General features: G+C 49.1%; 18 protein-coding genes. 8 read left to right on the plus strand and 10 right to left on the minus strand.

Annotated features, from left to right (window positions below; genetic code table 11):
• The first annotated feature begins 64 nt into the window (after positions 1-64).
• Positions 65-3,400, plus strand: a complete 3,336-nt coding sequence (locus CRO74_RS09080; protein ID WP_097125633.1) for a methylmalonyl-CoA mutase family protein — start codon at positions 65-67, stop codon at positions 3,398-3,400.
• Between the two features lie 47 nt (positions 3,401-3,447).
• Here CRO74_RS09080 and CRO74_RS09085 read toward each other — a convergent pair whose 3' ends face one another.
• The gene (locus CRO74_RS09085; protein WP_097125634.1) at positions 3,448-5,829 is read right to left on the minus strand and encodes a sialate O-acetylesterase; all 2,382 of its coding nucleotides are present in this window, start codon (positions 5,827-5,829) and stop codon (positions 3,448-3,450) included.
• Between the two features lie 743 nt (positions 5,830-6,572).
• On the opposite strand from CRO74_RS09085, the gene CRO74_RS09090 reads away from it, so the two are divergent.
• Both CRO74_RS09090 and CRO74_RS09095 read left to right on the plus strand, forming a co-directional pair.
• On the plus strand, positions 6,573-6,836 hold the full coding sequence (locus CRO74_RS09090) for a hypothetical protein (RefSeq protein WP_097125635.1): 264 nt from the start codon (positions 6,573-6,575) through the stop codon (positions 6,834-6,836).
• A 496-nt stretch (positions 6,837-7,332) separates the two neighbouring features.
• The gene (locus tag CRO74_RS09095; protein ID WP_097126071.1) at positions 7,333-8,232 is read left to right on the plus strand and encodes an oxygenase MpaB family protein; all 900 of its coding nucleotides are present in this window, start codon (positions 7,333-7,335) and stop codon (positions 8,230-8,232) included.
• Between the two features lie 6 nt (positions 8,233-8,238).
• Here the strand turns inward: CRO74_RS09095 and CRO74_RS09100 are convergent, their stop codons facing one another.
• The 3 genes from CRO74_RS09100 to CRO74_RS09110 form a co-directional block, all read right to left on the minus strand.
• Positions 8,239-9,198, minus strand: coding sequence for a glycoside hydrolase family protein (locus tag CRO74_RS09100; RefSeq protein ID WP_097125636.1), 960 nt, complete (start codon positions 9,196-9,198; stop codon positions 8,239-8,241).
• Positions 9,199-9,251: 53 nt separating this feature from the next.
• Positions 9,252-10,682 (minus strand): glycoside hydrolase family 30 protein, encoded by a 1,431-nt coding sequence (locus CRO74_RS09105; protein WP_097125637.1) that lies wholly within the window; start codon positions 10,680-10,682, stop codon positions 9,252-9,254.
• A gap of 66 nt (positions 10,683-10,748) precedes the next feature.
• Complete coding sequence (locus tag CRO74_RS09110) at positions 10,749-12,386, minus strand: SulP family inorganic anion transporter (protein ID WP_097125638.1); 1,638 nt, start codon at positions 12,384-12,386, stop codon at positions 10,749-10,751.
• A gap of 100 nt (positions 12,387-12,486) precedes the next feature.
• On the opposite strand from CRO74_RS09110, the gene CRO74_RS09115 reads away from it, so the two are divergent.
• From CRO74_RS09115 to CRO74_RS09130, 4 genes are all read left to right on the plus strand, one after another.
• A complete protein-coding gene (locus tag CRO74_RS09115; protein ID WP_097125639.1) occupies positions 12,487-13,683 on the plus strand; it encodes a THUMP-like domain-containing protein in 1,197 nt (398 codons plus the stop codon).
• 59 nt (positions 13,684-13,742) lie between these two features.
• The gene (locus CRO74_RS09120; RefSeq protein WP_097125640.1) at positions 13,743-14,426 is read left to right on the plus strand and encodes a hypothetical protein; all 684 of its coding nucleotides are present in this window, start codon (positions 13,743-13,745) and stop codon (positions 14,424-14,426) included.
• Between the two features lie 545 nt (positions 14,427-14,971).
• The gene (locus tag CRO74_RS09125; protein ID WP_097125641.1) at positions 14,972-15,370 is read left to right on the plus strand and encodes a hypothetical protein; all 399 of its coding nucleotides are present in this window, start codon (positions 14,972-14,974) and stop codon (positions 15,368-15,370) included.
• A gap of 41 nt (positions 15,371-15,411) precedes the next feature.
• Complete coding sequence (locus CRO74_RS09130) at positions 15,412-15,699, plus strand: hypothetical protein (protein WP_097125642.1); 288 nt, start codon at positions 15,412-15,414, stop codon at positions 15,697-15,699.
• Positions 15,700-15,822: 123 nt separating this feature from the next.
• Here CRO74_RS09130 and CRO74_RS32205 read toward each other — a convergent pair whose 3' ends face one another.
• From CRO74_RS32205 to CRO74_RS09150, 5 genes are all read right to left on the minus strand, one after another.
• Complete coding sequence (locus CRO74_RS32205; RefSeq protein WP_262508208.1) at positions 15,823-15,945, minus strand: hypothetical protein; 123 nt, start codon at positions 15,943-15,945, stop codon at positions 15,823-15,825.
• Between the two features lie 11 nt (positions 15,946-15,956).
• On the minus strand, positions 15,957-17,093 hold the full coding sequence (locus CRO74_RS09135) for a ferritin-like domain-containing protein (RefSeq protein WP_097125643.1): 1,137 nt from the start codon (positions 17,091-17,093) through the stop codon (positions 15,957-15,959).
• The gene (locus CRO74_RS09140; protein ID WP_262508209.1) at positions 17,053-18,135 is read right to left on the minus strand and encodes a GMC oxidoreductase; all 1,083 of its coding nucleotides are present in this window, start codon (positions 18,133-18,135) and stop codon (positions 17,053-17,055) included. Before CRO74_RS09140 ends, CRO74_RS09135 begins: the two co-directional genes overlap by 41 nt.
• Positions 18,136-18,218: 83 nt before the next feature.
• Positions 18,219-18,812 (minus strand): hypothetical protein, encoded by a 594-nt coding sequence (locus CRO74_RS09145; protein WP_097125645.1) that lies wholly within the window; start codon positions 18,810-18,812, stop codon positions 18,219-18,221.
• Positions 18,813-18,944: 132 nt separating this feature from the next.
• Positions 18,945-20,342 (minus strand): hypothetical protein, encoded by a 1,398-nt coding sequence (locus tag CRO74_RS09150; protein ID WP_097125646.1) that lies wholly within the window; start codon positions 20,340-20,342, stop codon positions 18,945-18,947.
• 600 nt (positions 20,343-20,942) lie between these two features.
• Between CRO74_RS09150 and CRO74_RS09155 the strand changes: the two genes are divergently transcribed.
• Positions 20,943-21,512 carry a DJ-1/PfpI family protein gene (locus CRO74_RS09155; RefSeq protein ID WP_097125647.1) on the plus strand — a complete coding sequence of 190 codons (570 nt, stop codon included), beginning with the start codon at positions 20,943-20,945 and terminating at the stop codon, positions 21,510-21,512.
• Positions 21,513-21,669: 157 nt separating this feature from the next.
• Here the strand turns inward: CRO74_RS09155 and CRO74_RS09160 are convergent, their stop codons facing one another.
• Positions 21,670-24,177: a bifunctional UDP-N-acetylmuramoyl-tripeptide:D-alanyl-D-alanine ligase/alanine racemase gene (locus CRO74_RS09160; protein WP_097125648.1), complete on the minus strand. Its 2,508-nt coding sequence runs from the start codon at positions 24,175-24,177 to the stop codon at positions 21,670-21,672.
• Between the last annotated feature and the right edge of the window lie 55 nt (positions 24,178-24,232).

Consider the following 24,232-nt stretch of genomic DNA (forward strand, 5'->3'; position numbering starts at 1 on the left):
TTTCTCCGGAGTAAAAGATGCGACTCTCCCACTTTTTCGTTGACCTTTTTGTATTCCTTTGTCCATGATCACTGCTCAAAAACCAGAATCCGCTCAAGCAAAGCCCCGCGCTTTTACCCATAAAATCCGCATTGTCACCTCGGCCTCCCTTTTCGACGGCCACGACGCAGCTATTAACCTGATGCGTCGGCTCATGCAGGCGTCCGGAGCCGAGGTTATTCACCTGGGCCACAACCGTTCCGTGGCCGAGATTGTGGATTGCGCCATTCAGGAAGATGTTCAGGGCATTGCCGTGACCAGTTACCAGGGCGGCCACCTGGAATTTTTCAAATACATGTACGACCTGCTCAATGAACGCGGGGCCGGGCATATCAAACTCTTTGGCGGTGGGGGCGGTACCATTCTCCCTTCCGAAATTGACGAGCTTCATGCCTATGGCATCGCCCGTATCTACTCGCCGGACGATGGCCGGGCGATGGGCTTGCAGGGGATGATCGATGATCTGTTGACGCAATGCGACTTCGACACCCCCGCCCCTTCACAAGTCGATGCGCCCACCCAAACAGATGCCCAGTTAATTGCCCGGCTCATTAGTCAGGCAGAAAATCACCCGGACCGGTTCTCCAAACAGCGGCTCCTGCCCGACTCTACCCAACCGGCCCCCGTATTGGGCATCACCGGTACGGGAGGTGCGGGGAAATCCTCCCTGGTCGATGAACTGGTGCTTCGTTTTTTACGCACCTTTCCCGACCAGACGATAGCCATCATATCTGTTGACCCGTCCAAACGCAAATCGGGGGGGGCGTTGCTCGGCGACCGAATCCGGATGAACGCTATCCACTCCCCACGGGTGTACATGCGCTCGCTGGCCACCCGTCAGTCCAATCTGGCGCTGAGCCGACATGTGCAGGATGCCATCGATGTGTGTAAAGCGGCTCAGTTCGACTTGATCATCGTGGAAACGTCGGGGATCGGGCAGTCCGACACGGAAATCACGGAACATGCCGACAAAACACTGTACGTGATGACGGCCGAATACGGCGCGGCAACGCAGTTGGAAAAAATCGACATGCTCGACTTCGCCGATGTCATTGCCATTAACAAATTCGACAAGCGTGGCTCACTCGACGCCCTGCGCGATGTCCGGAAACAGTACCGGCGCAATCACAACAACTGGGACCTTCCGGATGATGACCTTCCGATTCTGGGCACCATTGCTTCGCAGTTCAACGATGCGGGCATGAACCGGCTTTTCGACCGGCTGATGCGGGTGCTGGGTATGGAGCAAACGGTTGACGGGACGTCAACCATGCACAATGCCCTGCAACCCACGCCCAACGCCATTATCCCCACCGACCGGGTGCGTTACCTGGCCGAAATTGTGGAAGAAAGCCGACGGTACGCCGATTACGTGAACGAACAAACGACCCTGGCCCGGCAACTTTATCAACTGGAGGGAGCTATCCGGCTACTAGCCGACGGGGCCGGAAAAGAAGAGCTTCAACGTTTGCACGCCGACCGGGAGGGCCGTCTCGCTCCCGACTGCCGCCAGTTGTTGCAACAATGGCCAGCCATGCAACAGCGGTACACGGCCGAGTTCTACGAATTTACCGTGCGGGATAAAGTAATCCGACAGCCACTTTACACCGAGACGCTTTCGCACCTGAAAATACCTAAAGTCAGTCTGCCTAAATACAGTGATTCGGGTGATGTGCTGCACTGGCTGCTGACCGAAAATGTACCGGGCGAATTTCCATTCACAGCAGGCGTGTTTCCCCTGAAGCGGGAAGGCGAAGACCCCACCCGGATGTTTGCCGGGGAGGGCGGCCCCGAGCGCACCAACCGCCGGTTTCATTACGTATCGAAAGGTTTACCGGCCAAACGGCTCTCCACCGCCTTCGATTCCGTAACGCTGTACGGCGAAGATCCGGCCATGCGTCCCGATATTTTCGGCAAAATCGGCAACTCCGGTGTCAGCATCTGTACGCTGGACGATGCCAAGAAGCTTTATTCGGGCTTCGACCTTTGTAACCCATCCACGTCGGTTTCGATGACCATCAATGGACCGGCCCCCATATTGCTGGGCTTTTTCCTGAACGCGGCCATCGACCAGCAATGTGAGAAATGGCTACGGGCCGAGGGCAACTCCTACACGCGCAAGGCTACGGACCCGGTCTATCAGGGAGAACTCCCGGAAGGGAACGACGGGCTGGGACTGATGCTGCTCGGTACCACCGGCGATCAGGTATTGCCCCGTGAGGTGTACGAACAACTCAAAGCCGACACGCTCCGAAAGGTACGCGGGACGGTACAGGCCGACATTCTGAAGGAAGATCAGGCCCAAAATACCTGTATTTTCTCAACCGAATTCGCGCTGAAGATGATGGGCGATATTCAGCAGTATTTTACGGACAACCGGGTACAGAATTTTTATTCCGTTTCTATTTCGGGCTACCACATTGCCGAAGCCGGGGCCAATCCTATTTCGCAGCTGGCCTTCACGCTGTCCAATGGGTTCACGTTTGTTGAGTACTACTTAAGCCGGGGTATGCACATCGATGCGTTTGCGCCTAACCTGTCGTTCTTTTTCTCGAATGGCATGGACCCGGAATACACCGTACTTGGCCGCGTAGCCCGCCGAATCTGGGCCAAAGCCATGCGACACAAGTACAAGGGCAACGACCGTTCCCAGAAGCTTAAATACCACATCCAGACGTCGGGGCGGAGTTTACACGCGCAGGAAATAGCCTTCAACGACATCCGCACCACTTTACAGGCGTTACTGGCCATTTACGACAACTGTAACTCACTGCATACCAACGCCTATGATGAAGCCATCACCACCCCTACCGAAGAGTCGGTTCGGCGGGCGATGGCGATTCAGCTGATCATAAACCGGGAATTTGGTCTGACCACGAACGAAAACCCCTTACAGGGCGCGTTTGTGATCGACGAGTTGACAGAACTGGTGGAAGAAGCCGTTTATCAGGAATTTTTAGCCATTAACGAACGGGGTGGCGTATTGGGCGCCATGGAGCGGATGTACCAGCGCAGTAAAATTCAGGAAGAGTCCATGTATTACGAAACCCTGAAACACAATGGCGACCTGCCAATTGTGGGCGTCAATACCTTCCTCGACCCGGCGGGCTCTCCCACCGTCGTACCGGCTGAAGTGATTCGGTCTACAGATGAAGAGAAACGGTATGCCGTCGACTCCTGCCGGACTTTTCAGGAAACCCATCGGGCCAGTGCAGAGCAGGCACTGCGCAACCTTCAAACGGCGGCCCTGACCAACGGGAATATTTTTGACAGCCTGATGGAAGCCACAAAAGTGTGTTCGCTGGGGCAGTTAACCAATGCACTCTATGCCGTTGGCGGAAAATACCGTCGAAACATGTAAGCGATCTATTTCCGGTACCCCTCTCCCAACCAGTCCTGATAAAATCACTAAGGACTGGTTGGGGTGGCCGTCCGCAACATCTGGCTGGCTTGATCGTCCTCACCATTGGTATACCCATTACCAGGGATTGAATCTGAATCGGGCTGATCCGCACTGGTAATCTGTGCCTGGTTTGTGAAAGTGCCGGATTTTAGCACTTTGACCACAAATTTCAGCGTAGACAATCCTCCTGCTGTAATTTTTTGAATTTTCCCAGTAACGACCCCACTCGATACACTCATCCCCGAGGCCGAGGAGACAAACTGAAAGCCGGAGGGTAACGGATTGCTTACGACCACATTTGTTGCCTCCAGTCCCCCTTGATTCTGAACCAACAAGCTGACCTCAACCGTTTGATCAACTGCCACGAGCATCCGACTCAACTCAATCTGTAGGCTCAAATCCACCTTAGTGGAGTCGAGCATTAATTGATTTTTTACCACCGATGGTAAGAGGCTCCGGCTTGGATTTGGGGACTTATACACAGTTGATGAATTTGTTACCGTCCTTAGATCGACAGTTGCTTCGTCCAGTTCGCCATTCGCAGAGCCATTGTTAGGCGTTGCCTTGACATTTGCATTGGCCATGGATGTTATTTCGGACGAAATCTGGTAGTTGCCGGGAGCTGTTATACGAGCCATGTACTGCCGTATTATTGTTTCTCCTGATAGAATAGCCGTTATGGTTGAACTCACTTCATTATTATCGAAAGTCACAGCCGAATCCAACGAAACAACGGCAACAGTCGACGGCAGACGATTCGTTATGGTAACGGGTCCGGCATCGCACTCACCCGTATTACGTACAACTAGGCTTAACTGAACACTATCGTTCACCGCCACAACGCGACGGGAGGTCTGCATTTGCAAGTCCAGATCAACGCTAGCCAAACCAACAGCCTGCGCTACCTTACTCGAAAGGCAGCCATACACTGGATTTTTAGCTCTTAAAGTATATATACCCGGTTGTGTAACCCGAATGGATGACGACGTTGACCCAGTACTCCATTCTGTCCACTCACCAGCGGATGACGTTAACAACAAACCAGTGGAACGGCAGATAGTCCAAGCTCCGTTTTCAGACGTTACCCTGGGTGGGGTGGGTTGAATCGTTGCGGGCACGACGATTGCGGGTGGAAAGAATATTGTCGATTGTGCATTTTTAATGCGTGCGGAATAGATTCCGGGCCCAGCAGTTATATTTTGAAGGGTGTCACCATTTGCCCATTGGTAGGAATACCCCGGCGGCTGGCTAAGCGTTACCTGACTGGAGTCACCACAACTTACACGACCAGTGGGTTGTATTTGCGATGTATAAGGAGTTATCGAGAACAACACATTGTTTATGGAATTAGCCCATAAATCACCCACCTTAACCTGACCAGCTGTGGAAAAGTGAATCCCATCCGGACGATCGTCCTGCGAGTTTATATTATCCAGATCAGGACCCATATAAGCATCAAAATTTGGTTCGCCAATGATCCTGAATTGGGCTGACCTTACATTATCAAAACGAGCACCTACAAACGAAGATAAAGCCACTATAAAACCTAGTTTGGGCATACCGAACTCAATTCGTACCTTCTCAATAACCTTGTGGTAATACTTATAGATAGAGTCTGCCGGACTTTCACGATCGTTCTCACCATGTTGTACTAATATTGCCCGAATACCCGTAGTGGGAACGTATAGGTTCATGACGTTACGTATGTTAACATACGGCATACGCAGGTCATACCGCACAAACGAATGTTGAAAAGGAATATCATACGCGGAGTTATAGTTATCTTTCATGGTTGTACCTCCAAATCCTGCATTATAAAACAGCACAGGTACATTAATTCGGCGTACTAATTCATCCCCCATATGTCCCCAGAACCAGGGGATTTCGCCAAATGGAGAACTACCACTGTACCGAAGAAACTGACTAAACGCCAAGCCTGGCAAGCAGGAAGTAGCGGCCGTATTTCGGTACTGCTCCATTGCAACACTATGTTGGTCAACGCCAATCACATTCACTCGTTCATCAGATGCTCCGTCTAACGTCAGACATCTATCCACACCATCGGAGGAGCAACTTGTTCCCTGCGCATTTGAGTGACCAGTAATTAAAAATACTTCCCCCACCCCAAATCGATCGACTGAGTCGACGGCCAAAAGGCTACCATTTCTTGACCCTCGTACAAGAATTTTATACCAGCCTCCAGTAATGCGTATAAGGCCGTTAAATTGACCGTTCATTGGATTAGCGTCTAGTGTTAACCAGGCGGTAGTAGTGCCCTGCCCAACATTCCGCGCAATTACGCGGGCCTCTATAAGATCCATTGGCTGACTGTAACTACCCGCTATTTGAACGGTGGCCTGATTGGCGTCATCCCGCTGAACAATCATTCGGGATACAGGGTGAGTAATAGTTAATTGAGCAATTAACTTTAAAGGGTGTACAAAAAAACTTAAACACACTAATAAGGTAACATAATCTTTGTGGCTGCGTTTTCCCACTTCAGTCAGATTGTTTTTTGTTAGAATTAATCTCTGGATCTGGTGTGGGTAAGCATTTTTCAATTAACTAAGAAGCTGATTATCATATCAATTCAGCTTCTCATTGTGTATTCGTGTCTAGGAAGAGACATTTGAGTGGTTGTTACAAAGACTACTTTTCATGAAAGATTTAACATGAAACAATATGTCTTTTATAGCTTACAAAAGGCCTTGCCAGATTACGTTCACACGCGTTTTACAAAATGTATCTTGTTAATTAATAAACAATATTAGGATATATATGTATAACTTTATAATTATTTATTAATTTAAATAACATAAAAAGTAACTAAGAACTATTTTCACATATTTTAAATAAGCTAAAATCCTTATTCACAGATTATTTCAGGCCAATACATCCTGTTCGGTTACATAGCCAATTATGAAACTTGATTAAAATTCCATTTAAGTTTTTAGTATTTTACCATATAAGTCACTTAAGACTATCGTTTTAACTGGCTAAATCACGCTTTTTACCAAAAAAACGGCCTCTGAGCGGGTTAGATGATTTACCTCACCCAATACGCTGACATTCATCAGTGGCTAAGCTGATAAACCACTATACTTTTGAATGAACGTAACAATTAACCTTCATGCTATTATTATTCACAACCCAGGACCAAAACGCCAGCCAGCGCAATTTTTCATGGTGGTTCGCTACCATCGAAACGGCTTTGGATGCACTTAGCAGTGTCGCATCGAGAGGAAATCAGCTTATCAAAGCGGAGATCATTGACGAAGATCACCGAATTTCCCTACCTGTTGATGCCTTCGATGGCAGCTTCTTTTCCCCGGTGATTAATGAACTTGAATCGGAGTGGCAGTTTCTCTTGAGTGAGCCGGTTAGACGACAGTAGCACCTGGCCAGCATGTGATTAATAGTAAGCATGATACCATGAAGTGATACCCACCGTTTACTTTGCTTCATGTCCCGTAACAAAACTGATTTTTATACTACCGTAACTTGTAAGTACCTACCGTAACTTGTAAATATCACCGTAACAAAAGAAACCATGAAAGGCTGAAAAGTCCGGGATTGGGTTATTAAAAGCCTAATCCTGTTAATTGATTCCGATTACCGTACCATACCGTTACTAATTACTCATAGTAGTTATTCATAGTATTTATCAGATAATACGCTTTATACCTGTTTGAGCATCTATTGAAGTAAGCAGACAGGTGGTAAAGCCTCTCCCGGATAGCACGTTAGCCATCCGGGAGAGTTCGTTTACAGGCATCCTGTTTCAACCAGCCCTAGCCACCGGATAGAAACAGCCATCTGTGTCTGTTTTGCTGTTCATTTCTATGCGTACTTTGTTATATGGTTGCATCCAGAAATTCATATCCTTCCTCATGAATACTACCTATGCCAAACGACTCGGCCTGTTGCGCAATCCGGCCGTACAGTATGAGTTAGCGCGTCTTGATCCTGTTCGCGACAATCAGCGCATGGTGCATTTACTAACGGCCTATGAATTCCCTTTCGACATTACCCGAGCATTGGAACTGGCCCTGTTTCACACCTACGCCAGCCCGCGTATTTCGGGTTTACTGGCCCGAACCGGCGAATTTGAACGGCACGGCCAAAAACGGTACGACGACACCAGCCGCCTGATATCCGAATTCATGGAATCAGGCTACGATAGCGAAAAGGGCATGCGGGCCATTACCCACATGAATCATATCCATAATCACTACAAAATTGACAATGCCGATTTTCTGTTTGTGCTGGCTACGTTTGTCTTTTACCCCATTGACTGGATACGGCAGTACGGGTGGCGGCAACTTACGACGGCTGAAGAACAGGCATTTTTTTATTTCTTCCGCGAGGTGGGCCAGCGCATGAACCTGCGCGACCTACCGGATACTATGGCTGATTTTCGGTCGACTACCGAAGCCTACGAGAACCGGTATTTCCGATTTACGGAGAGTAATCGAAAAATAGCGGATGCCACTGTTCGTATTGTTCAGGGTTGGTTTCCCCAGTTTTTACATCCGGTTGTACAGCCCGCTTTTTCGGCGCTTATCAGCGACAAACTACGGGTAGCTTTCGGATATCAGAAACCGGCGGGCTGGTTTTTGGGGTTGACGTCGGCCGCTTTATGGCTTCGTAAATGGCCCCTGCGGTGGATTACGTTCAAACCCTACCCTGTCCTGATCGAAAATACCAGCTTTCGCTATTATCCCGATGGGCCACCCGCGATTGAGGCCGTTGGTCCGAAAAATCTCATAAAGGAGCACCCGAAAAACTGATGGGCATCACTCAGGCTTTCTGCCAGTTGGTACCGGCAGAAAGACGTTAACGGCCGGGTGCATGGTATAGAGTCGAAATCCAGAACCGTTATTGACCAGAATCCCACTCGACCGATTCCCGCTCACAATCGGGTTACCGCCGTATTTAGTCCAGTGAATCAGGTCTTTTGATACCGCTACGTTCGTGGACCACTCGCGCCAATCGGCAAACGCCGACGCGTGGTAGTAGGCGTAATACGCTCCTTTATAGCGAATTATCTGATTTATGGCTATTGCGTAGCGGTCGTATTCATCGGGACCTTTCGTGAGTACCGGCTCATCCTGCACATTTTTCCAGACGGTTAGGTCTTTGGATGTTGCCAGCCAAACGGCCGCATCCTTTCGCTCGTAGAACAGGTACCAGATTCCTTTTTCCTGCCATACGGCGGGCGTACCGTATGGCCCTGCACGCAGCGGCTGGTTATTTGTGTACCGGATGTCGAGTGGCCCCCGTTCTTCCCAGTGGATTCGGTCGGTAGACGTAAGCAGGTGAGCCACATCGTTTTGCCCTTCGGCAAACATGTAATAGGTGTTCCCGGATTTAACCACCGACATATCTTCTACCCAGGAGGAAGTATGGATTGGATTTCCTTTATAGCGAGTCCAGGTGAGTCCATCCGGCGAGGTGGCATACCCCAGGGATCGGGTTTGTCCAGCCCCTTCGCGGTATCCCGTATACCACAGATGATAGACCCCCTTTTCATGAAGAATGTACCCGCGCTCCCGTATTTTCTGATCCCAGGTATCAGCACCGGTACCCGTGAAAACCGGGTTGGCCGGGCTCGCGGAGAACGTAGTCAGTTCGGCGGGGAAAGTGGGGGCTACCAGGTCTGCCAACGGGTCAACTGATACAAACGACAAGCCAGCCACCATAAGAATCAGCGCTGAAAGGAGTAACGGAATGGTGATTCGGCCTGGGGTTCGCATGTGTTTTTTCAGACGGTTGGAGCCGTCGACAGTGTGAAAACGATTTATTCCTGTTACCAGACCAGGGTTGCTACAGCACCACCGGCCAGTGTAGCCTGGGTTTGTCTGTTCTGAGTGATAATACGCAGGCGCTGTGCGGACGGACTATCGTTCAGAACAATCATAACCGTTTTTCCATCCGGCGTCTTAAACGCAACATTGGGCAAAGACTTAGGCAGATCAGAATCAATACGGACCGAACCCGGCCGGACAAATTTTGCCGCCAGCGCTACAATGTAATAGGCGGGGTTGCGCTTAACGGTACTCCCCTTGATCGTTAATGCCCCCAGGCATTGATCACATCCGCCGGGTGTGTGCGGCTTTTGGTCGGGATCAGCGGCCAGATTCCACTCCAGCACCGTGCGGCTCCAATTGCGGGTAGCCCCGATAATTAACTCACGAACATGCCAGTTTAGGTCTCCTTTCAAGTTTCCGGGTGCCCCAATCCACTGTTCGGTAAAATAGATATGCTTGTCAGGATATGCCTGGTGAACCTCCGAAAGCGCGCTGATCGGGCCAGCGTACAGATGGAACGCCGATCCATCAACGTATTTGCGAACCTCCGGATCGGCCAATACCGACAGTGGATAGTCCGGCCGGTCGGCATTATGATCGTACAGAATGATTTTGGTTTTGATACCAGCTTTTTTGAAGGCCGGTCCCAGGCTTTTCCGGATAAAAAGTGCCTGTTCGGCGGGCAGCATCAACATACTGGGGTTATTGCCCGGATGCAATGGTTCATTCTGGATGGTGATCGCATCGATCGGAATACCCGCCTTCTTCATGCCCTGAATGTACCGGACAAAATACCGGGCATACACATCGTAGTATTCCAGTTTCAGACTTCCGCCCTTTGAACTTCCGTTGGATTTCATCCACACCGGTGGCGACCAGGGCGACCCCAGGATTTTAAGAGTGGGATTGATGGATAGAATCTGTTTCAGAACTGGAATCAGATGCTGTTCATCCGGGGCCAGACTGAATTTGGCAAGCGTTGGGTCCGTTTCCCCCGCTGGCAGGTCATCGTACGAAAACACGCGTTCATCGAGATCCGATGCGCCAATGCTTATCCGCAGATAACTAACGCCTATTCCTTTACCTGAAGCCGTAAAGAGTTCGGTGAGCAGGGCCATCCGGGCGGTAGCCTCCATTTGGTTTATGAGCATGGCGCTGCCACCCGTTAAGGTATACCCGAACCCATCAATAGTTTGGTATGTTTTGGTCGGATCTACCCGGATCGTGGTCTGAGAATCTGCCCCGTTTTTCCCTTCACGAAACACCAGAGGAGCCTGTTTTCTAAACAAAACCGCATGAACAGGGTCCGTCAGCCAGAAGTCGACCAGCCCAGAGGTGCCCGATTTTGACGGTGACTGAGCAAACGCAAGGTTCAAAACAAATAAAATCAGGCTAAGAGAAAGCCAGCAACGTTGTATTAATTGGCGCATGAGCGAGTTGACATCGAGCTACATTCCGGATGTAGTCCAATTGAAAAGACAACGACTCCGGCGTCTCTACTGAATGGAACCTGAAACCGGCAACTTGTTCACCTGTGTTTCCGTATCCCTGCGTTTCCGTTTGCGCTGGTTTAACACCACATTTTTTAACTCGTACCGAATTCCCTGGATAGCTGCAATTTCGCGGTAATCAAGTAGCATATTATAAATGTCGTGGTCGATAAACGGGGCTTTGGTCCCATCGATCAGCACATCATCGCCCGGCTGTAGTGAAGTAAGGGCTTCCTTGAGTTGTGGCTTACTTAGAAAATAGAGGTCCTTTTGAAAATCAATTGTTACTTTCCGACCATCGCGGATGAAGCTGAACGTTGATTGAAAATTTGTGTACAGCACATAGCCAATTCCCACAACCGACCCCAGTGCAATGCCAATCAGCAAATCGGTGAAGACAATACCTGCTACGGTCACAATGAACGGAACGAACTGGCTCCATCCGTCCTGATAGGTCTTTTTGAAGATGGCGGGCTTAGCGAGTTTATACCCTACCATGATCAATACAGCGGCTAAACAGGATAATGGGATGTAGTTTAAGAGCGGCCCACCCAGAAAAACGGCCACCACCAAAAATACGCCATGCAAAATAGCCGACATACGGGTACGCCCTCCGCCATATACATTGGCCGACGTTCGGACCACAACCGACGTAACGGGCAACCCGCCAATCAGGCCCGATAACATATTGCCTACCCCCTGCGCTATCAGTTCCTGACTCGTTGAGGATACCCGCTTGGCGGAGTCCAGCCGATCGGAGGCTTCCAGGTTCAACAGCGTTTCAAGACTGGCGACCAGGGCAATGGTGACGGCAATACCATAAATTTTAGGGTTCGTCAGGACGCTGAAATCCGGAAAATCAAAAATGGACAGTACACTCACACCAGGTGCGATTGTTGGTATTTGCACCATGTGCTGATGGGCCGTATTGCCAAGATACCAGTCCGGAATAGCTACCCTAAAATACTCATTAAGGGCAACGCCCAGAATAACGACAACCAAAGCGGCCGGGAAATTTTTAAAGAAGGCCCGCGTGCTTCGCCCGGCTGTGCGTTCCCATGTGATCAGGAAAGCCAACGACGCGACGCTGATAATTACGGCCCCTGTACTGGCCGTTTCAATGGCCCGGTAAATCTCCGAAAGCGTATTCTCACCATCGGCCAGCTGCTGAAACTCAAACTCTCCTTCGTAGTCGTTATCGCGCCCGAGAGCATGGGGAATCTGTTTCAGGATAATGACAATTCCGATGGCTACCAGCATGCCTTTGATAACGCTGTCGGGGAAAAAACTACTAAAGCGACCCGCCTTAATCAACCCAAGCACTAACTGAATTAAGCCCGCCAGGACCACAGCCACCAGAAATGCCTCATAAGAGCCTATTTTTGCAATGGCATCGGCAACGATAACAGCCAGACCGGCAGCCGGACCGCTTACACTGATTTCGGAACCTGACAGCAGTCCTACCACGATACCACCAATCACACCAGCCACGAGCCCCGAAAACAAAGGAGCACCGGAGGCAAGGGCTATACCCAGACAGAGCGGCAGAGCAACTAAAAAAACGGATAACCCGGCGGGAAAATCATGGCGCAAATAACTCGATTGGTAATGTGTAAGCGTGTGGATCGGATTAACACGTTTCATACAGAAAAGCTGGCAGTTAACTATGTTTATCTGTAACGTTGACTTGTCGATACAGGTTGCAGCAAATTAAAAAGTAATTAAAATTAAATTAATACTGCTTGTGACTAAGCTTTCTTTGCCAGAACAGGCATACATACAAACTCACCTGACCGACAACGTTAGTACTTTACTACTGAAGGGAGCACCAGATGGTTTGGACATCAGAAAACTGGCCGCTCAGATAGCCGCCCGGCAGAAAGCAAAAGAAAAACTGCCCACCTGGTACACCAATAACGCTCTGGTATTCCCACCGGGACTTTCGGTTGAACAGGCATCATCGGAGGAGACTGCCCTTTACAAAGCTTCGCTCGTGAGCGGACATCGGCTGCTGGACCTTACCGGCGGCATGGGGGTTGATACCTGGGCTTTTTCTCAACGGGTGGAACGGGTTCTATACGTGGAGCGCAACCCGGAACTAGCCGGTCTGGCCGCCCACAACCTGCCACTCCTTGGAGCGACTAACGTAACTGTCCATACGGGCGACGGCCTGTCCGTCGTGAGAACAACAGTCGATGTTCCCGCCGACTGGCTTTATCTGGACCCTCACCGGCGGGATGAAACAGGGGGGAAAGTTGTTCAGCTTCAGGATTGTGAACCGGATATTACCCAGCCCGAAACGCTTGGGGTTTTACAGGCAGGTGCGAATCGAATTCTACTGAAAGCCTCCCCCCTGCTCGACATTGATTTAGCAATTCGCCAACTGGCAAAAACCGTCGAATCCGTCCATATTATTGCCGTACAGGGCGAAGTGAAGGAAACCTTATTCGTACTTGGTAATCAGGCAATTGAAGCGGACAGAATTAAGGTTAACGCTGTTAACCTACTTGCCGAACAGTCCGTGACATTTAGCTTCAATTGGGAGGACGAACGTTCGGCAGAGGTCCCCTTTGGAGACCCGCAGACCTATCTGTACGAGCCGAATGCAGCTGTTATGAAAGCCGGTGCTTTTCGGCTGGTTGGGGCTCGGTTTGGGTTGACGAAGCTTGCGCCCAATAGCCATATCTATACCAGCACTGAACTCCGGAAGGATTTTCCAGGGCGTATTTTCAAGTTCAACCAGTTGATTAGGCCCGATACAAAAACGCTTAAAGTGGCCATTCCTGACTTGAAGGCTAATCTAACCGTTCGAAACTTCCCGCAATCTGTAGCCGAATTGAGGAAAAAATTATCTTTACGCGAAGGCGGGGATACCTACATTTTTGCGACTACCCTCCTCAACGGCAATAAACGTTTATTGATAACCAAAAAAGTTGCCTGACGAATTGTTCACTATTAGTTCATCAATCCCGGTTAATTACCGGACTTACCCACTATACCATGAAAACTATTTTACGTTACTGCCTGATCTATTGGCTTTTAGCTTACTCTTATTCAACCGTTGCTCAAACTGTTTATGCGGGCGAAACCACGGTCGATAAGGCAAAACTACCCGGCCTGTATTTAACCCTTCAGGGCGATGGCAAACAGATTGAAAAAGACTGGGAAACCAAACTTCAAACATTTGGTCGCACTACGTCGTCCAGAGGTACGTACCGGGTAACCAATGCCAGCATCCCCTCGATCTCATCTGAGCCAATTAATCTGGTCAGTACGGTTAAAACAACACGTACCGCGGCCACTATTTTTGCTTCCTTCGATCTTGGCAACGGCAATTTTGTAACGACTGGCGGTACAGGGTACACGGCTGCGGAAGCACTCTTAAAAGAGTTTTCGAATAACTCCCTATATGGACAAGAGGTTCGACTGGCAGAAAGTAGCTTCGATGAAGCCCAGAAGAATCACCAGAAGCTGGTTCGAAACGGGGAGCGTCTTGTGCGTGAAGTCGAACAGAACGAGAAAGAAAAGGAACGGCTGTTGAAACGTATTGACGATAATGCCAAACAACTCGAACAGTTGAACAAAGACATGGTAACAAACAAAACTGAGCAGGAAACGGCTCTTGTGGAGTTGGAAAACCGCAAAAAGAACGTTGAAGCAGTTAAGTCCAAGAAGATCAATTAAGGTAAACACTATGTCTACACCTCCCGTTCTATAGCCTTGTTTGTAAGGCAGACAGCTACAAAGTGGGTAGTTTATAAAATATTTTAAATTTAACACCAAATTTAGCCCCTTTTTGCCAACAATCTGCCTACGCAAGACGTTGGAGTACATTAGAAGGCAGGAGACTGTCTTCTTAGGGGTCGCTTAAGTATCTAATTTGAGTGATTCCTAGGTGTGGATAGATAGCGGAAAGCCCGGTTACCTTGTGGCCGGGCTTTTTTTATACATATCAGCCAAAGGCTTTACACGCATTGGCTGACTATGCAAGTAGTTTTAAACTTTAATAGCCTTCTTGTCCTATTATTATAAATGGTATAGGGAATCAACCGCCCAGCTGCAATGTGGCTGGGCGGTCTTGTTACTAGTCAACTAGTTGTGCGACCACATACTCAGCTAAACATTCCTTTTTTGCAAACCAGTTGCTCGGTCAGTCCAGCCTATCGGCAAATAGCCGTATATTCGCTTCGTAAGCAACTTTCAGTTAATCGTCAATTGAACGGATCAGTATGAAAATTTTCTGCATTGCGTTTGCTGTGCTCGTAACCTTTTCCAGCCCGGCACCCGCACAGACAAAGCCGGTCGAAAATGAAAAGTTTGTGCTCCTGAACAATGGAGCCACCATCGGCATGATCATCAAGTCGGTCATTAAGGCCGACAAGCAACGACTCAAACTAACCGATCAACAAGAGCCTAAAGCCAAAGAAATTATTACGAACGCCGTTGTCAACTTTAATGACGGCGTGAAAAAGCTGAAGGCCTCCGGACTGACGAATAAAAAACTACGGGCGCTGGCCGTTGTTGTCGAAACGAATAAAGTACTTGCTTACAAAGCGATACTAACGCCAGCCCAATACGCTATTCTGGCCGCCGGACATAAAAAGATCTATCCGGAAAGTAAGGTTTAACGACAACCTGACCCAATCCTCCACGCAAACGATGCTGAGCTATGAACACCATACTCCTACTCATTGGCCTATTGCTGCTTTTCGCCTGGTACATACGGGACAGAGTTCTTGAGAGAAAGAGTAAATCGCCCGCACCGGGCGACTATTGGGGGGTTGTCCTGAAACGACCAACCTGTGAGCTCCAGGACGAGCAGTTAATCAATGACAACGTTCAACTGACTGCCAACCCAACAAAGGAGAACTTGCCAGGCCGGTTGTATTACGGAATTCCGGGTCGGAGTTTCAAAGGCTATATCTGGAATGGCCGCATCATCACCGGCAGAAAATGAACGCTTTCCAACGCGTTCATTAGAGCAAGCAGGGGTGTCGTCAATATCCGTAAGGCATCTTCAATGACCTGAAATTAATACACATTAACGTGAATGATGGTGGTAACCAAGTTATCGATCCTGTTAGACTACTTTTAAAGATTCAGGCTCACTGGCGCGTACTTTAGCGGGTAACTCTTTCAAAACAGCGATTGCTTCTATTTCATTGCCCGGTGCAATATACCATTTTGAAAGGATGGGGTACATGATTTTTAGGGTCAAACATTTTTGTAAAACTCAAATGTAGGACCCGCCATAAGGCCATCTTTATAGGGAATATTCATGAGCTGTATCGCCTTATATTTAAGTTGGTACATTAAACCAATACCTTTCATTAACTGATCCGGCTGACCGTTGCAGGCATCATGAATATTATCCAGCAATGTGGAGTAGGTTTCGTTGAAGGACTGGGCCAATGCCATGAGCTCAGGCCGATCTTCAAAGTCTCGCATGGTTGGATTTAGCTTCATGTTATGAACAGCCTCCCAGTCAACAGGCAGCTTGTCGCCTGTGGGGCCTTCCTTTGGTGTATCCTCTATATTATAATACTGTTCGCATAGTAGTTCATTAAATCTAAAATAGTGGGCGTATTCAAAGTCTTCGCCAAACAGTTTTTCGTCACTATCGTCGATCGTACCGTCAATGCCCTCTCCCTGCCCAACAATCTCTTCAATGGCCAGTCGTGCGTCCTCGATACAATAAATGGGAACAATCTGACCACCACCGCCATAATAATGTTCGGTGGTAATTTGCCTCTTTTTCTGGCTTGCATCCTGACTAAAAATTCCGCCTGGTGTATGCTCATTTACGTATTCTATTCCCAGCATCAGTGCCGAATAAAACTGCCCGATTGTACTATACCCTTTCACTTTGGGCTTGACTGGCGACGGTGCCGGTTTTTCAATCTGCAAAAAGACTTTAATTGTCGGTTTAGAGAAGGGGGCAAGATCTATTTTAAAAGACTTATCACTATTTGGTAAGTATGCCGGGTACGTCGGAATCAAACACTTCGCATTGATTTTAGGCTCTCCGCCAATGGCGTTTAACAGATTAGCCGCCAGAATCATATGCAACATTTCCTCCACCACCACACTCCGGATGATGGCCGTTGCTACTCGGTTTGAATTTTCCTTGATGGAGTATAGCGCACAGAGATAGGGTGGAATAGTGGAGTGTTCGAGTTCTATAGCCGTTTGAAGCGCGCTTTTCAGCTCATCCAGTGTTTTAATTGGGCCAGCGGTTTGGCCCTTTTTAATAGAATGATCCGGATTAGCGTTATGGGTTGCCCTTTTAATTAGTTTATGACGCTTTGCATTATTTGTTTGTGCGAATATTTGTGCGATTTTCGGTTTCATGATGTGAAGTTTGAAGTAGAGTAAGGAGCGATTCTGCGGCACGAAAGGTAAGAGCGGCCATCGTTAGAGTCGGGTTTGATGTGCCTAGTGTGGGCATGTTTCCACACCCCACTAAAAATAAATTAGGGTGATCCCAACTGCGTTGCTCTTTATCGACAACGGAGTCTTCTTTTGTTGCCCCCATTCGGTGTGTTCCAACAATATGACCCGCCCCTCTGTACGTGTAGCCTTTGCCTTTGTAGACGGTATAGCCTGGATCTTTGACCGGGTCATATACCGTATGGTCTTCAATTTCGTTGGCGTCGAAGATCTGGTCGGACACTATCTTGGCTGCTTCAAAAGCTTTGAGCATATACTCACCCACATTATAATGAACAACGGGCCTGTAATTGCCAATGGCGTCGAGATAGGCAGGGTCAATCGTGACCCGGTTGTCTGGATCCGGCGTTTGTTCTACTTCAAAATGAAGTAAAAATTGGCGTGTTACCGTATTATTCAAGCGTTGTCGTAATGCTTTGCCAAACAGGCCCTCACCGAGGGCGTTGTTCAAATCGGCACCTGGTGAAAACACAGGCCAGCTCCAGCCCCAATTGTCAAAAGGGGAAATCCAGGCGGCATGTTCTTTCCGGAATTCACCGTTTCGGAACGTTGGAATATTGGACGTTGATCCGGGACCCCGATAAGGATAAACCTTTTCCTTGGTCAATCCCCAGGTCAGCATAACCAGGTGGTCCATCAGGTTACGGCCAACCTGATCGCTGGAGTTGGCTATGTCAGATGCCAGTAAAAGCTTAGCATTCTCTATAGCACTGGCAGCCAGCACATAATACCGACCCTTAGCCACTTTAGTGGTGTAGTTGGGGGAGTCTTTATACTGGTATTGTTTGTATTCAATGCCTGTTATCTCACCATTGCTTTTATCGGCCAACACTCTGTATGCAACAGCCTGATTAACTATCGTTAATTTCTTTAAATGCTCTTTAGGGGAATCCTTATCAAGGGCTCTTTTAAGTGTTTTGAGCGCATTATATTTAGCCTGCACAGGGCAGATCGGGACACAACTCGCGTTGCCTTCGCAGCGTTCACCGGTTGTGGGGTCCCATAACGAGCCAGTGGGTCTATAGTTTATTCCAGCTTTAGCTTGGACAAGCCGTCCGCCAGCTGCGGCTGTAACTGACGAACATCGGCCACACAAGTAAATATCGCTTTGGCCGGATCAACAGGGTCGTTACAGGTAACGGTCCACGTTGTTGCATCGGGTACATTCAGCGAGGGAATACTGGTGGCAAAGGTGGTTTTGAATTTTGGTTCGCCAAACAGTTGAATACCCGCTTGTATGGCGGTATCACTGTCGCAGGGTACCCATACCCGATGGTGGCCCATTAATTTGGTTTGTTCCTCCCCCCGCAGATACTGTTCAGCTGTAACGAAGGCAACGTTCTTTGCCTGCGATTTAGGGTAGCAGACAATGTTCAGCTCTATTTCCTGCGTATTACTTGACCCATTCGGAAACTGGCCAGTATACTGCTGATAGTTAAAGCTTACCATGGCTTTTCCGTCGAAGTCCGCTGCCCGTAAACCAGTGCCGGAAAGATACTTAATGACACTGGCCTGTTCTACCAGGAAAGCAACCTCAATATTGAACAAGGTGGCGTAGTAAAACGGCAGGCCAAAGCCGGTCGGTATTGGTGGCAAACTATGTTTATTCGATGTTTTCATTACCTGACTTATTGATGTGGTTCGTGTTCGAAAATTTCAGTTAAATGGTACTTTATGCCAACGATGTTGCCTTTCAGGCACCGTGGGTTGCCTCATGCTGACTCATTTGGATACGCTAAATTCCTCTCTGACTTATTGGTTTCTGCGAATAGTATACACAGCCTTGCCTTTAAAGCCGGGCTTACCTGACCTCAACATAAGCGCAGAAGGACGCTGGTTCTTAAGAGAATCTGTATGCTGACTGGCAAACAGACCGTTCTGTTTCATTTTCCAGGTGTCGAAATTTTGCAGCGCATCGGCCAGCTGGAGGCTAAAATCCGTTGATTTAACCCCAACCATTGTATCAGGGGAATTCAAGCCCGAAAAAACGGTGGCACATTTAGTATTTTGAAACCAAAGCATCCATCTCTTAGACGACTCAACAATTATAGTATCCTTCGGAAAAAAGAGTGGATTGAGAGGAGACTTGGCCGGGTACTGAGCCGTTGCGTGGCAACTTAAGCACGAACTTTTGGGGTTATCGACCGGGCCATTCAGTCGGCCATTCCAGCCTAAGTGAGTAGCTGGCAGTTCTGCCGTATCCGGATTAATAACGGTCTCCTTTAGTTCTGGGTTGATTCGTGTTACCTTCGGCTTTGCGTTGGTAAACTTATTATCGGTAATGTCTGGGTCATTACCCCACATGAGGCCAACAGGAACTAGATTTTCCCATTTGTTGGCTTTATTCAGCTTCCCATTATATTGAAATGTACCAGCAATCCATCCTGTAGGCGCCTTACTATCACGTACCAGAATATCCATCTGAATAAGAGCAACTTCCGTTACAGCCCGTACTGGTGATTTGTAAACTGGCGACACAAACGCTTTCCACCAAAGTCCATTAGCCAAAGAAGGCACCTCAGCAGCGGCCTTTTCCTTTGGAATAGAAGCGAATAGGAGCTTAAATAATACAGCGCCCTCTTTAAATCCACCCTTGGGGCCCGTCGTAACCGAAGCGTCTGGGTTATCATGATCTTTCCAGACCTTACCAATGGTGTAGCCGCCTATTTCATTATAGAATCCAACTGCCCAGGCACCTGCCGAATCGGTTGTTTGCGTAGGTGCTAACTGGAGTGGCTGAATAGGGGCTTCTTTCGTTAATCCATGGATCCCTTCCCGGCCATGACCATCAAAGTCCCAATGCTGCCAGGGCATATGGTACCATTTTCTGACGACGTTGTTCTCTACCCGAAAGTCGATACCGGTATTACCTTCAAAACAATAATCCCGAACCTGAAGCATGTATGTTCTCCAGTCCTTCTTGAAATCAGTTTTAAAAAAGGCGGGTAGCGGGCCCGCTGGCAGTGTTGTTGGATAGTCCTGGCTGAGCTTGAAGAGGGTACCTGAATAGTCGTTAGGTAAGAATCCATAGTCGGGAAAGCGCTCTTGAGGATCAACAGCTTTGGTATCTGTTGAACTCGTAAACGAATAAAATTGAACCGACAACAGGCAAAGGACGGATAGAATAATCAGGAGGGCAATATTCTTCATGGTAAAATAGACGTTTGGTGTGATTGGCTGGGAAAAATTCGGAATACTTACTGGTAGGTATTGGGTTGCTTTGACACGTTGCCATTCGATAACGATGGCCATATACGTTCAGGACGCAGGTCCATTATTCAGAGTATGATCCGGTAGCATTTCTGGCCGGGCTCATGACCGCTTACCTGTGCATCAGCGTTTCAATGAGTTAATCGGCAAACAAGCAGTACTAGGGTTGCTTAGTGAAGAACAAAAAAGAAGTAGTTCATCGACAACCATTAATAGCTGTTTATTGAGTCAAATGTCGGCTGTTAGCCTTGAGCGCACGTTTAAATTTGGGACATATTCTTTCGTATTTGAGACATTAGCCGGTTTAACCAGTAAACTGTAATCTCGATGGCTTCGTGGGTTTTCGACTGAAGAGACTATCCCCTTCTTTTTGATACACTTTTCAGTATCACTCCGACTTAAGGGGTTGCATGGATAGTATAGTAATCCCGCCAGTCGCTCCCCCGTAGCTCATCGATAACGGTAGCTGAGTGATAAACAGTTGAAAGTTGTTCGGGATAATGCCTATATTTCCAGACCTTGTTCTAAAGTCTGTTTTCTATGAATCGCAAAATATTGATCGTTACCGGCGATGGTGGCGAAAGTTACGAAACCCTCTACGCCGTTCACCGCTTTCAGGAAGAGGGCGACTTAACACTCATTGCCGCTCCCACCAAACGGCGACTCAATCTGGTTATGCATGATTTCGAACCGGGCTGGGATACCTACATTGAGCGGCCTGGTTATTGTCTGGCCTCAGACCTGACCATACAGGAGGTAGTCGTTGAGGAGTACGATGCGATTTTGTTGCTGGGTGGCCGCGCGCCCGAATACCTGCGTAACCATGCCGCTCTACTGGAGATCGTCCGTGAATTTGACCGACAGGGTAAATGGGTCTTTGCCATCTGCCACGGTATCCAGATTTTGGTCACGGCTGGTCTGGCTACCAATCGAACGCTGACGGCTTATGAGCATGTACGCACTGAAATTGAAATGGGCGGTGGCACGTATTCTACCCAACAAGCGGTACGCGACAGAAACATAGTCACGGGCCAGACCTGGCAATCGCACCCCGAATTTTATCGGGAGGTATTTGCCTGCCTCAACGAAGCGCAACCGGTGGAAAAGTAAAGAAGAGTTGAGGATTTTACTGGACGATTGTTTACTATCTGTCAACGACTAACATGAGTCATCCCGAATTTTAGTCGTTGACTATGCCGAGCCACTAGCCAAAAGCCTAACGCAAGGTATATTTGGCAGCCCAGGCTAAAATTCGGGATGATTCCTGTTAGTTTCCTTCCTTAAAAAATACCCGTTTGACCCGCTCACTAACGCCGGTCAGGATTTCGTAGGGGATGGTGCCAATGCGACGGGCAAGGTCTGTAATGGGCAGTTCAGGGCCAAAAACGATCACCTCGTCACCCTCACTGACCGACGCGGCCGTCACGTCGATCATGGTCATGTCCATACAAATGTTTCCAACGGTTGGGCAACAGGTTCCATTCACCCAAACCTCGCCAACGCCATTACCCAGTCGGCGGTCGTAGCCATCGGCATAGCCAATCGCCAGGGTAGCAATCCGGGCTTCGTGGTCAAGTACTCCCCGGCGGCTGTACCCAACCGACTCCCCGGCCTCCACCGTTTTGATCTGGCTGCAAACCGTCCGCAATGTACCGACGGTTTGCAGGGCCGACTGCTCGGTACCGGTAGCTTCGACGCCATACAAACCAATACCCAGCCGAACCATGTCCAGTTTGTAATCAGGAAAGCGCACAATACCGGCTGAGTTGAGCAGATGACGCGTGGGCAGATAACCCAGTTCCGTTTCCAGAAAGGTGGTACACCGCAAAAAGGTTTCATACTGCTGCCGGGAGAACGGATTGAACTGCGCATCGTCCGCTCCCACGAGATGGCTGAACACCGTGGCTACGTGCAGATCAGGATGACGCTTAAGAAAGTCGGTTACGATCGTCAGTTCACGCTCCAGAAACCCCAGCCGGTGCATCCCGGTATCTATTTTCAAGTGAATCAGATACGGATCTGACTCGTTGCCTGCTGTTCGCTGTGCTTCATCCGCCAAAAAGTCACCCCATTCCCGCAGCATTCGCAGGCTGTAGATCTCAGGTTCCAGTTTGTACTCCAGCAACGTAGTAAACGTTTCCGGGGCCGGATTCATAACCATAATGGGCAAATCGACGCCGTTCTGCCGGAGCGAAACGCCCTCGTCGGCATAGGCCACAGCCAGGTAGTCGACGCGATGAAACTGAAGGAGCTGCGCCACTTCGGCACTGCCGCTGCCGTAGGCAAAAGCCTTGACCATCACCATGATCTTCGTTTCAGATGGCCCATCGTTCCGGCTGATCCGCTCGCGGTAATAATTCAGGTTGTGAGTCAGCGCATCGAGGTTAATCTCCAGAACGGTGCCGTGTACTTTACGCTCCAGCCGATGCACAATTCGTTCGAACGAGAAAGGCCTTGCGCCTTTTACCAGAACCGAACTATCCCGAAGCTCGCTAAAGGAAAACTGAGCCAGAAACGCTTCGGTCGTGGTAAAGAACTGACTGTTATCTCTAAAAAATGACTTATTCCGACTCACAACCGGACCAATACCAATAAACTGCCCCACTTCGTTGGCCCGCATCAGCGTACCCACCTGCTCGTATAACTCGGCTTCGGGCTGACCCGTCTGCAACACATCGGACAGGATCACCACCCGTCGACTGCGGGTGCCCTGTTGGTTCAGAAACCGGAGCGCGAGTTGCAGACCCACCATATCGTTGTTGTAGGAATCGTCGATCAACTCGCAGTTATTGATGCCCTCTTTCTGCTCCAGCCGCATAGAAACGGGTCGTAACCGATTTAATCGACTTTGCAGCTCCGCAGCCGTCCAGGTTCGCAGCGACAGCATTGTTACCAGGCAATGCATGAGGTTTTCGACCGAAGCCGGGTCTGTAAACGGCAGGATCAGGGGCTGCTCGAAAGCGACGTTTCGGCCGGTCAGGCTTAACTGATCACCCTGCATATGGCCTTGATACAGCGCATTTCGTCCGGTAAGCGACCATGTAATGAACCGCATATCCGGATTTACCGCCTTCAGCAGCATGTTTACCTCTTCGTCGATGTCCGCGTAATCGGTGCAGTAAATGAGCGCACTGGCGTGGATAAAGAGCCTTAATTTCTCGGCAACTTTTTGTTTTCGGGTTCGGAAGCCCTCATCGTGGGCGGTGCCGATGTTTGTAAAAATGCCGATAGTGGGTCGTATGATGGCTTCCAGCGCCTGCATTTCCTGAGCTTTGGAAATCCCGGCCTCAAAGATCCCCATCGTATGGCTTTCGGTCAACTGGTGCACGGACAGGGGTACGCCCAACTGCGAATTATAACTCTTGGGACTCCGGGCAATGACATAGTCATCGGCCAGCAGCTGCGCCAGCCATTCCTTGACAATCGTCTTTCCATTACTACCCGTAATGCCAATGACCGGGATGCGAAACTGCCGACGATGGTCGGCGGCCAGTGCTTGCAGCGTTTGCAGGCTGCTGTCGACCTCCATAAACTGAGCATCGGCATAAGCGAGTAGTTCCTCCCGTCGTTCCGGGGTTAACGCCAACCGCTCCACGACAAACTGCCGAATGCCCTTTTGGTACAGATCGCCAATGAACGCGTGGCCGTCGTGGTGTTCACCCTGAATCGCGAAGAAAACCGCATCGGTAGCCAGGGTATCCGATGCATGGCTGGTCACCTGCCTCGAATCGGTAAACCAGTGACGGTTCGTCAATTGAAATTCTTTTGTTAACATAAACAGCTGTCAGCCTTCCGGCATTGACGTAATTCTAGTGCCGGATGGTTACGGT

It is taken from the genome of Spirosoma fluviale (genome assembly GCF_900230225.1).
Lineage (GTDB): Bacteria > Bacteroidota > Bacteroidia > Cytophagales > Spirosomataceae > Spirosoma > Spirosoma fluviale.

What these genes read in the sequence shown, in the direction of transcription:
- CRO74_RS09080 (WP_097125633.1), top strand. Translation starts at nt 65, where the DNA reads ATGATCACTGCTCAAAAACCAGAATCCGCTCAAGCAAAGCCCCGCGCT.
- CRO74_RS09085 (WP_097125634.1), bottom strand. Translation starts at nt 5,829, where the DNA reads ATGATTGTTCAGCGGGATGACGCCAATCAGGCCACCGTTCAAATAGCG.
- CRO74_RS09090 (WP_097125635.1), top strand. Translation starts at nt 6,573, where the DNA reads ATGCTATTATTATTCACAACCCAGGACCAAAACGCCAGCCAGCGCAAT.
- CRO74_RS09095 (WP_097126071.1), top strand. Translation starts at nt 7,333, where the DNA reads ATGAATACTACCTATGCCAAACGACTCGGCCTGTTGCGCAATCCGGCC.
- CRO74_RS09100 (WP_097125636.1), bottom strand. Translation starts at nt 9,198, where the DNA reads ATGCGAACCCCAGGCCGAATCACCATTCCGTTACTCCTTTCAGCGCTG.
- CRO74_RS09105 (WP_097125637.1), bottom strand. Translation starts at nt 10,682, where the DNA reads ATGCGCCAATTAATACAACGTTGCTGGCTTTCTCTTAGCCTGATTTTA.
- CRO74_RS09110 (WP_097125638.1), bottom strand. Translation starts at nt 12,386, where the DNA reads ATGAAACGTGTTAATCCGATCCACACGCTTACACATTACCAATCGAGT.
- CRO74_RS09120 (WP_097125640.1), top strand. Translation starts at nt 13,743, where the DNA reads ATGAAAACTATTTTACGTTACTGCCTGATCTATTGGCTTTTAGCTTAC.
- CRO74_RS09125 (WP_097125641.1), top strand. Translation starts at nt 14,972, where the DNA reads ATGAAAATTTTCTGCATTGCGTTTGCTGTGCTCGTAACCTTTTCCAGC.
- CRO74_RS09130 (WP_097125642.1), top strand. Translation starts at nt 15,412, where the DNA reads ATGAACACCATACTCCTACTCATTGGCCTATTGCTGCTTTTCGCCTGG.
- CRO74_RS32205 (WP_262508208.1), bottom strand. Translation starts at nt 15,945, where the DNA reads ATGTACCCCATCCTTTCAAAATGGTATATTGCACCGGGCAATGAAATA.
- CRO74_RS09135 (WP_097125643.1), bottom strand. Translation starts at nt 17,093, where the DNA reads ATGAAACCGAAAATCGCACAAATATTCGCACAAACAAATAATGCAAAG.
- CRO74_RS09145 (WP_097125645.1), bottom strand. Translation starts at nt 18,812, where the DNA reads ATGAAAACATCGAATAAACATAGTTTGCCACCAATACCGACCGGCTTT.
- CRO74_RS09150 (WP_097125646.1), bottom strand. Translation starts at nt 20,342, where the DNA reads ATGAAGAATATTGCCCTCCTGATTATTCTATCCGTCCTTTGCCTGTTG.
- CRO74_RS09155 (WP_097125647.1), top strand. Translation starts at nt 20,943, where the DNA reads ATGAATCGCAAAATATTGATCGTTACCGGCGATGGTGGCGAAAGTTAC.
- CRO74_RS09160 (WP_097125648.1), bottom strand. Translation starts at nt 24,177, where the DNA reads ATGTTAACAAAAGAATTTCAATTGACGAACCGTCACTGGTTTACCGAT.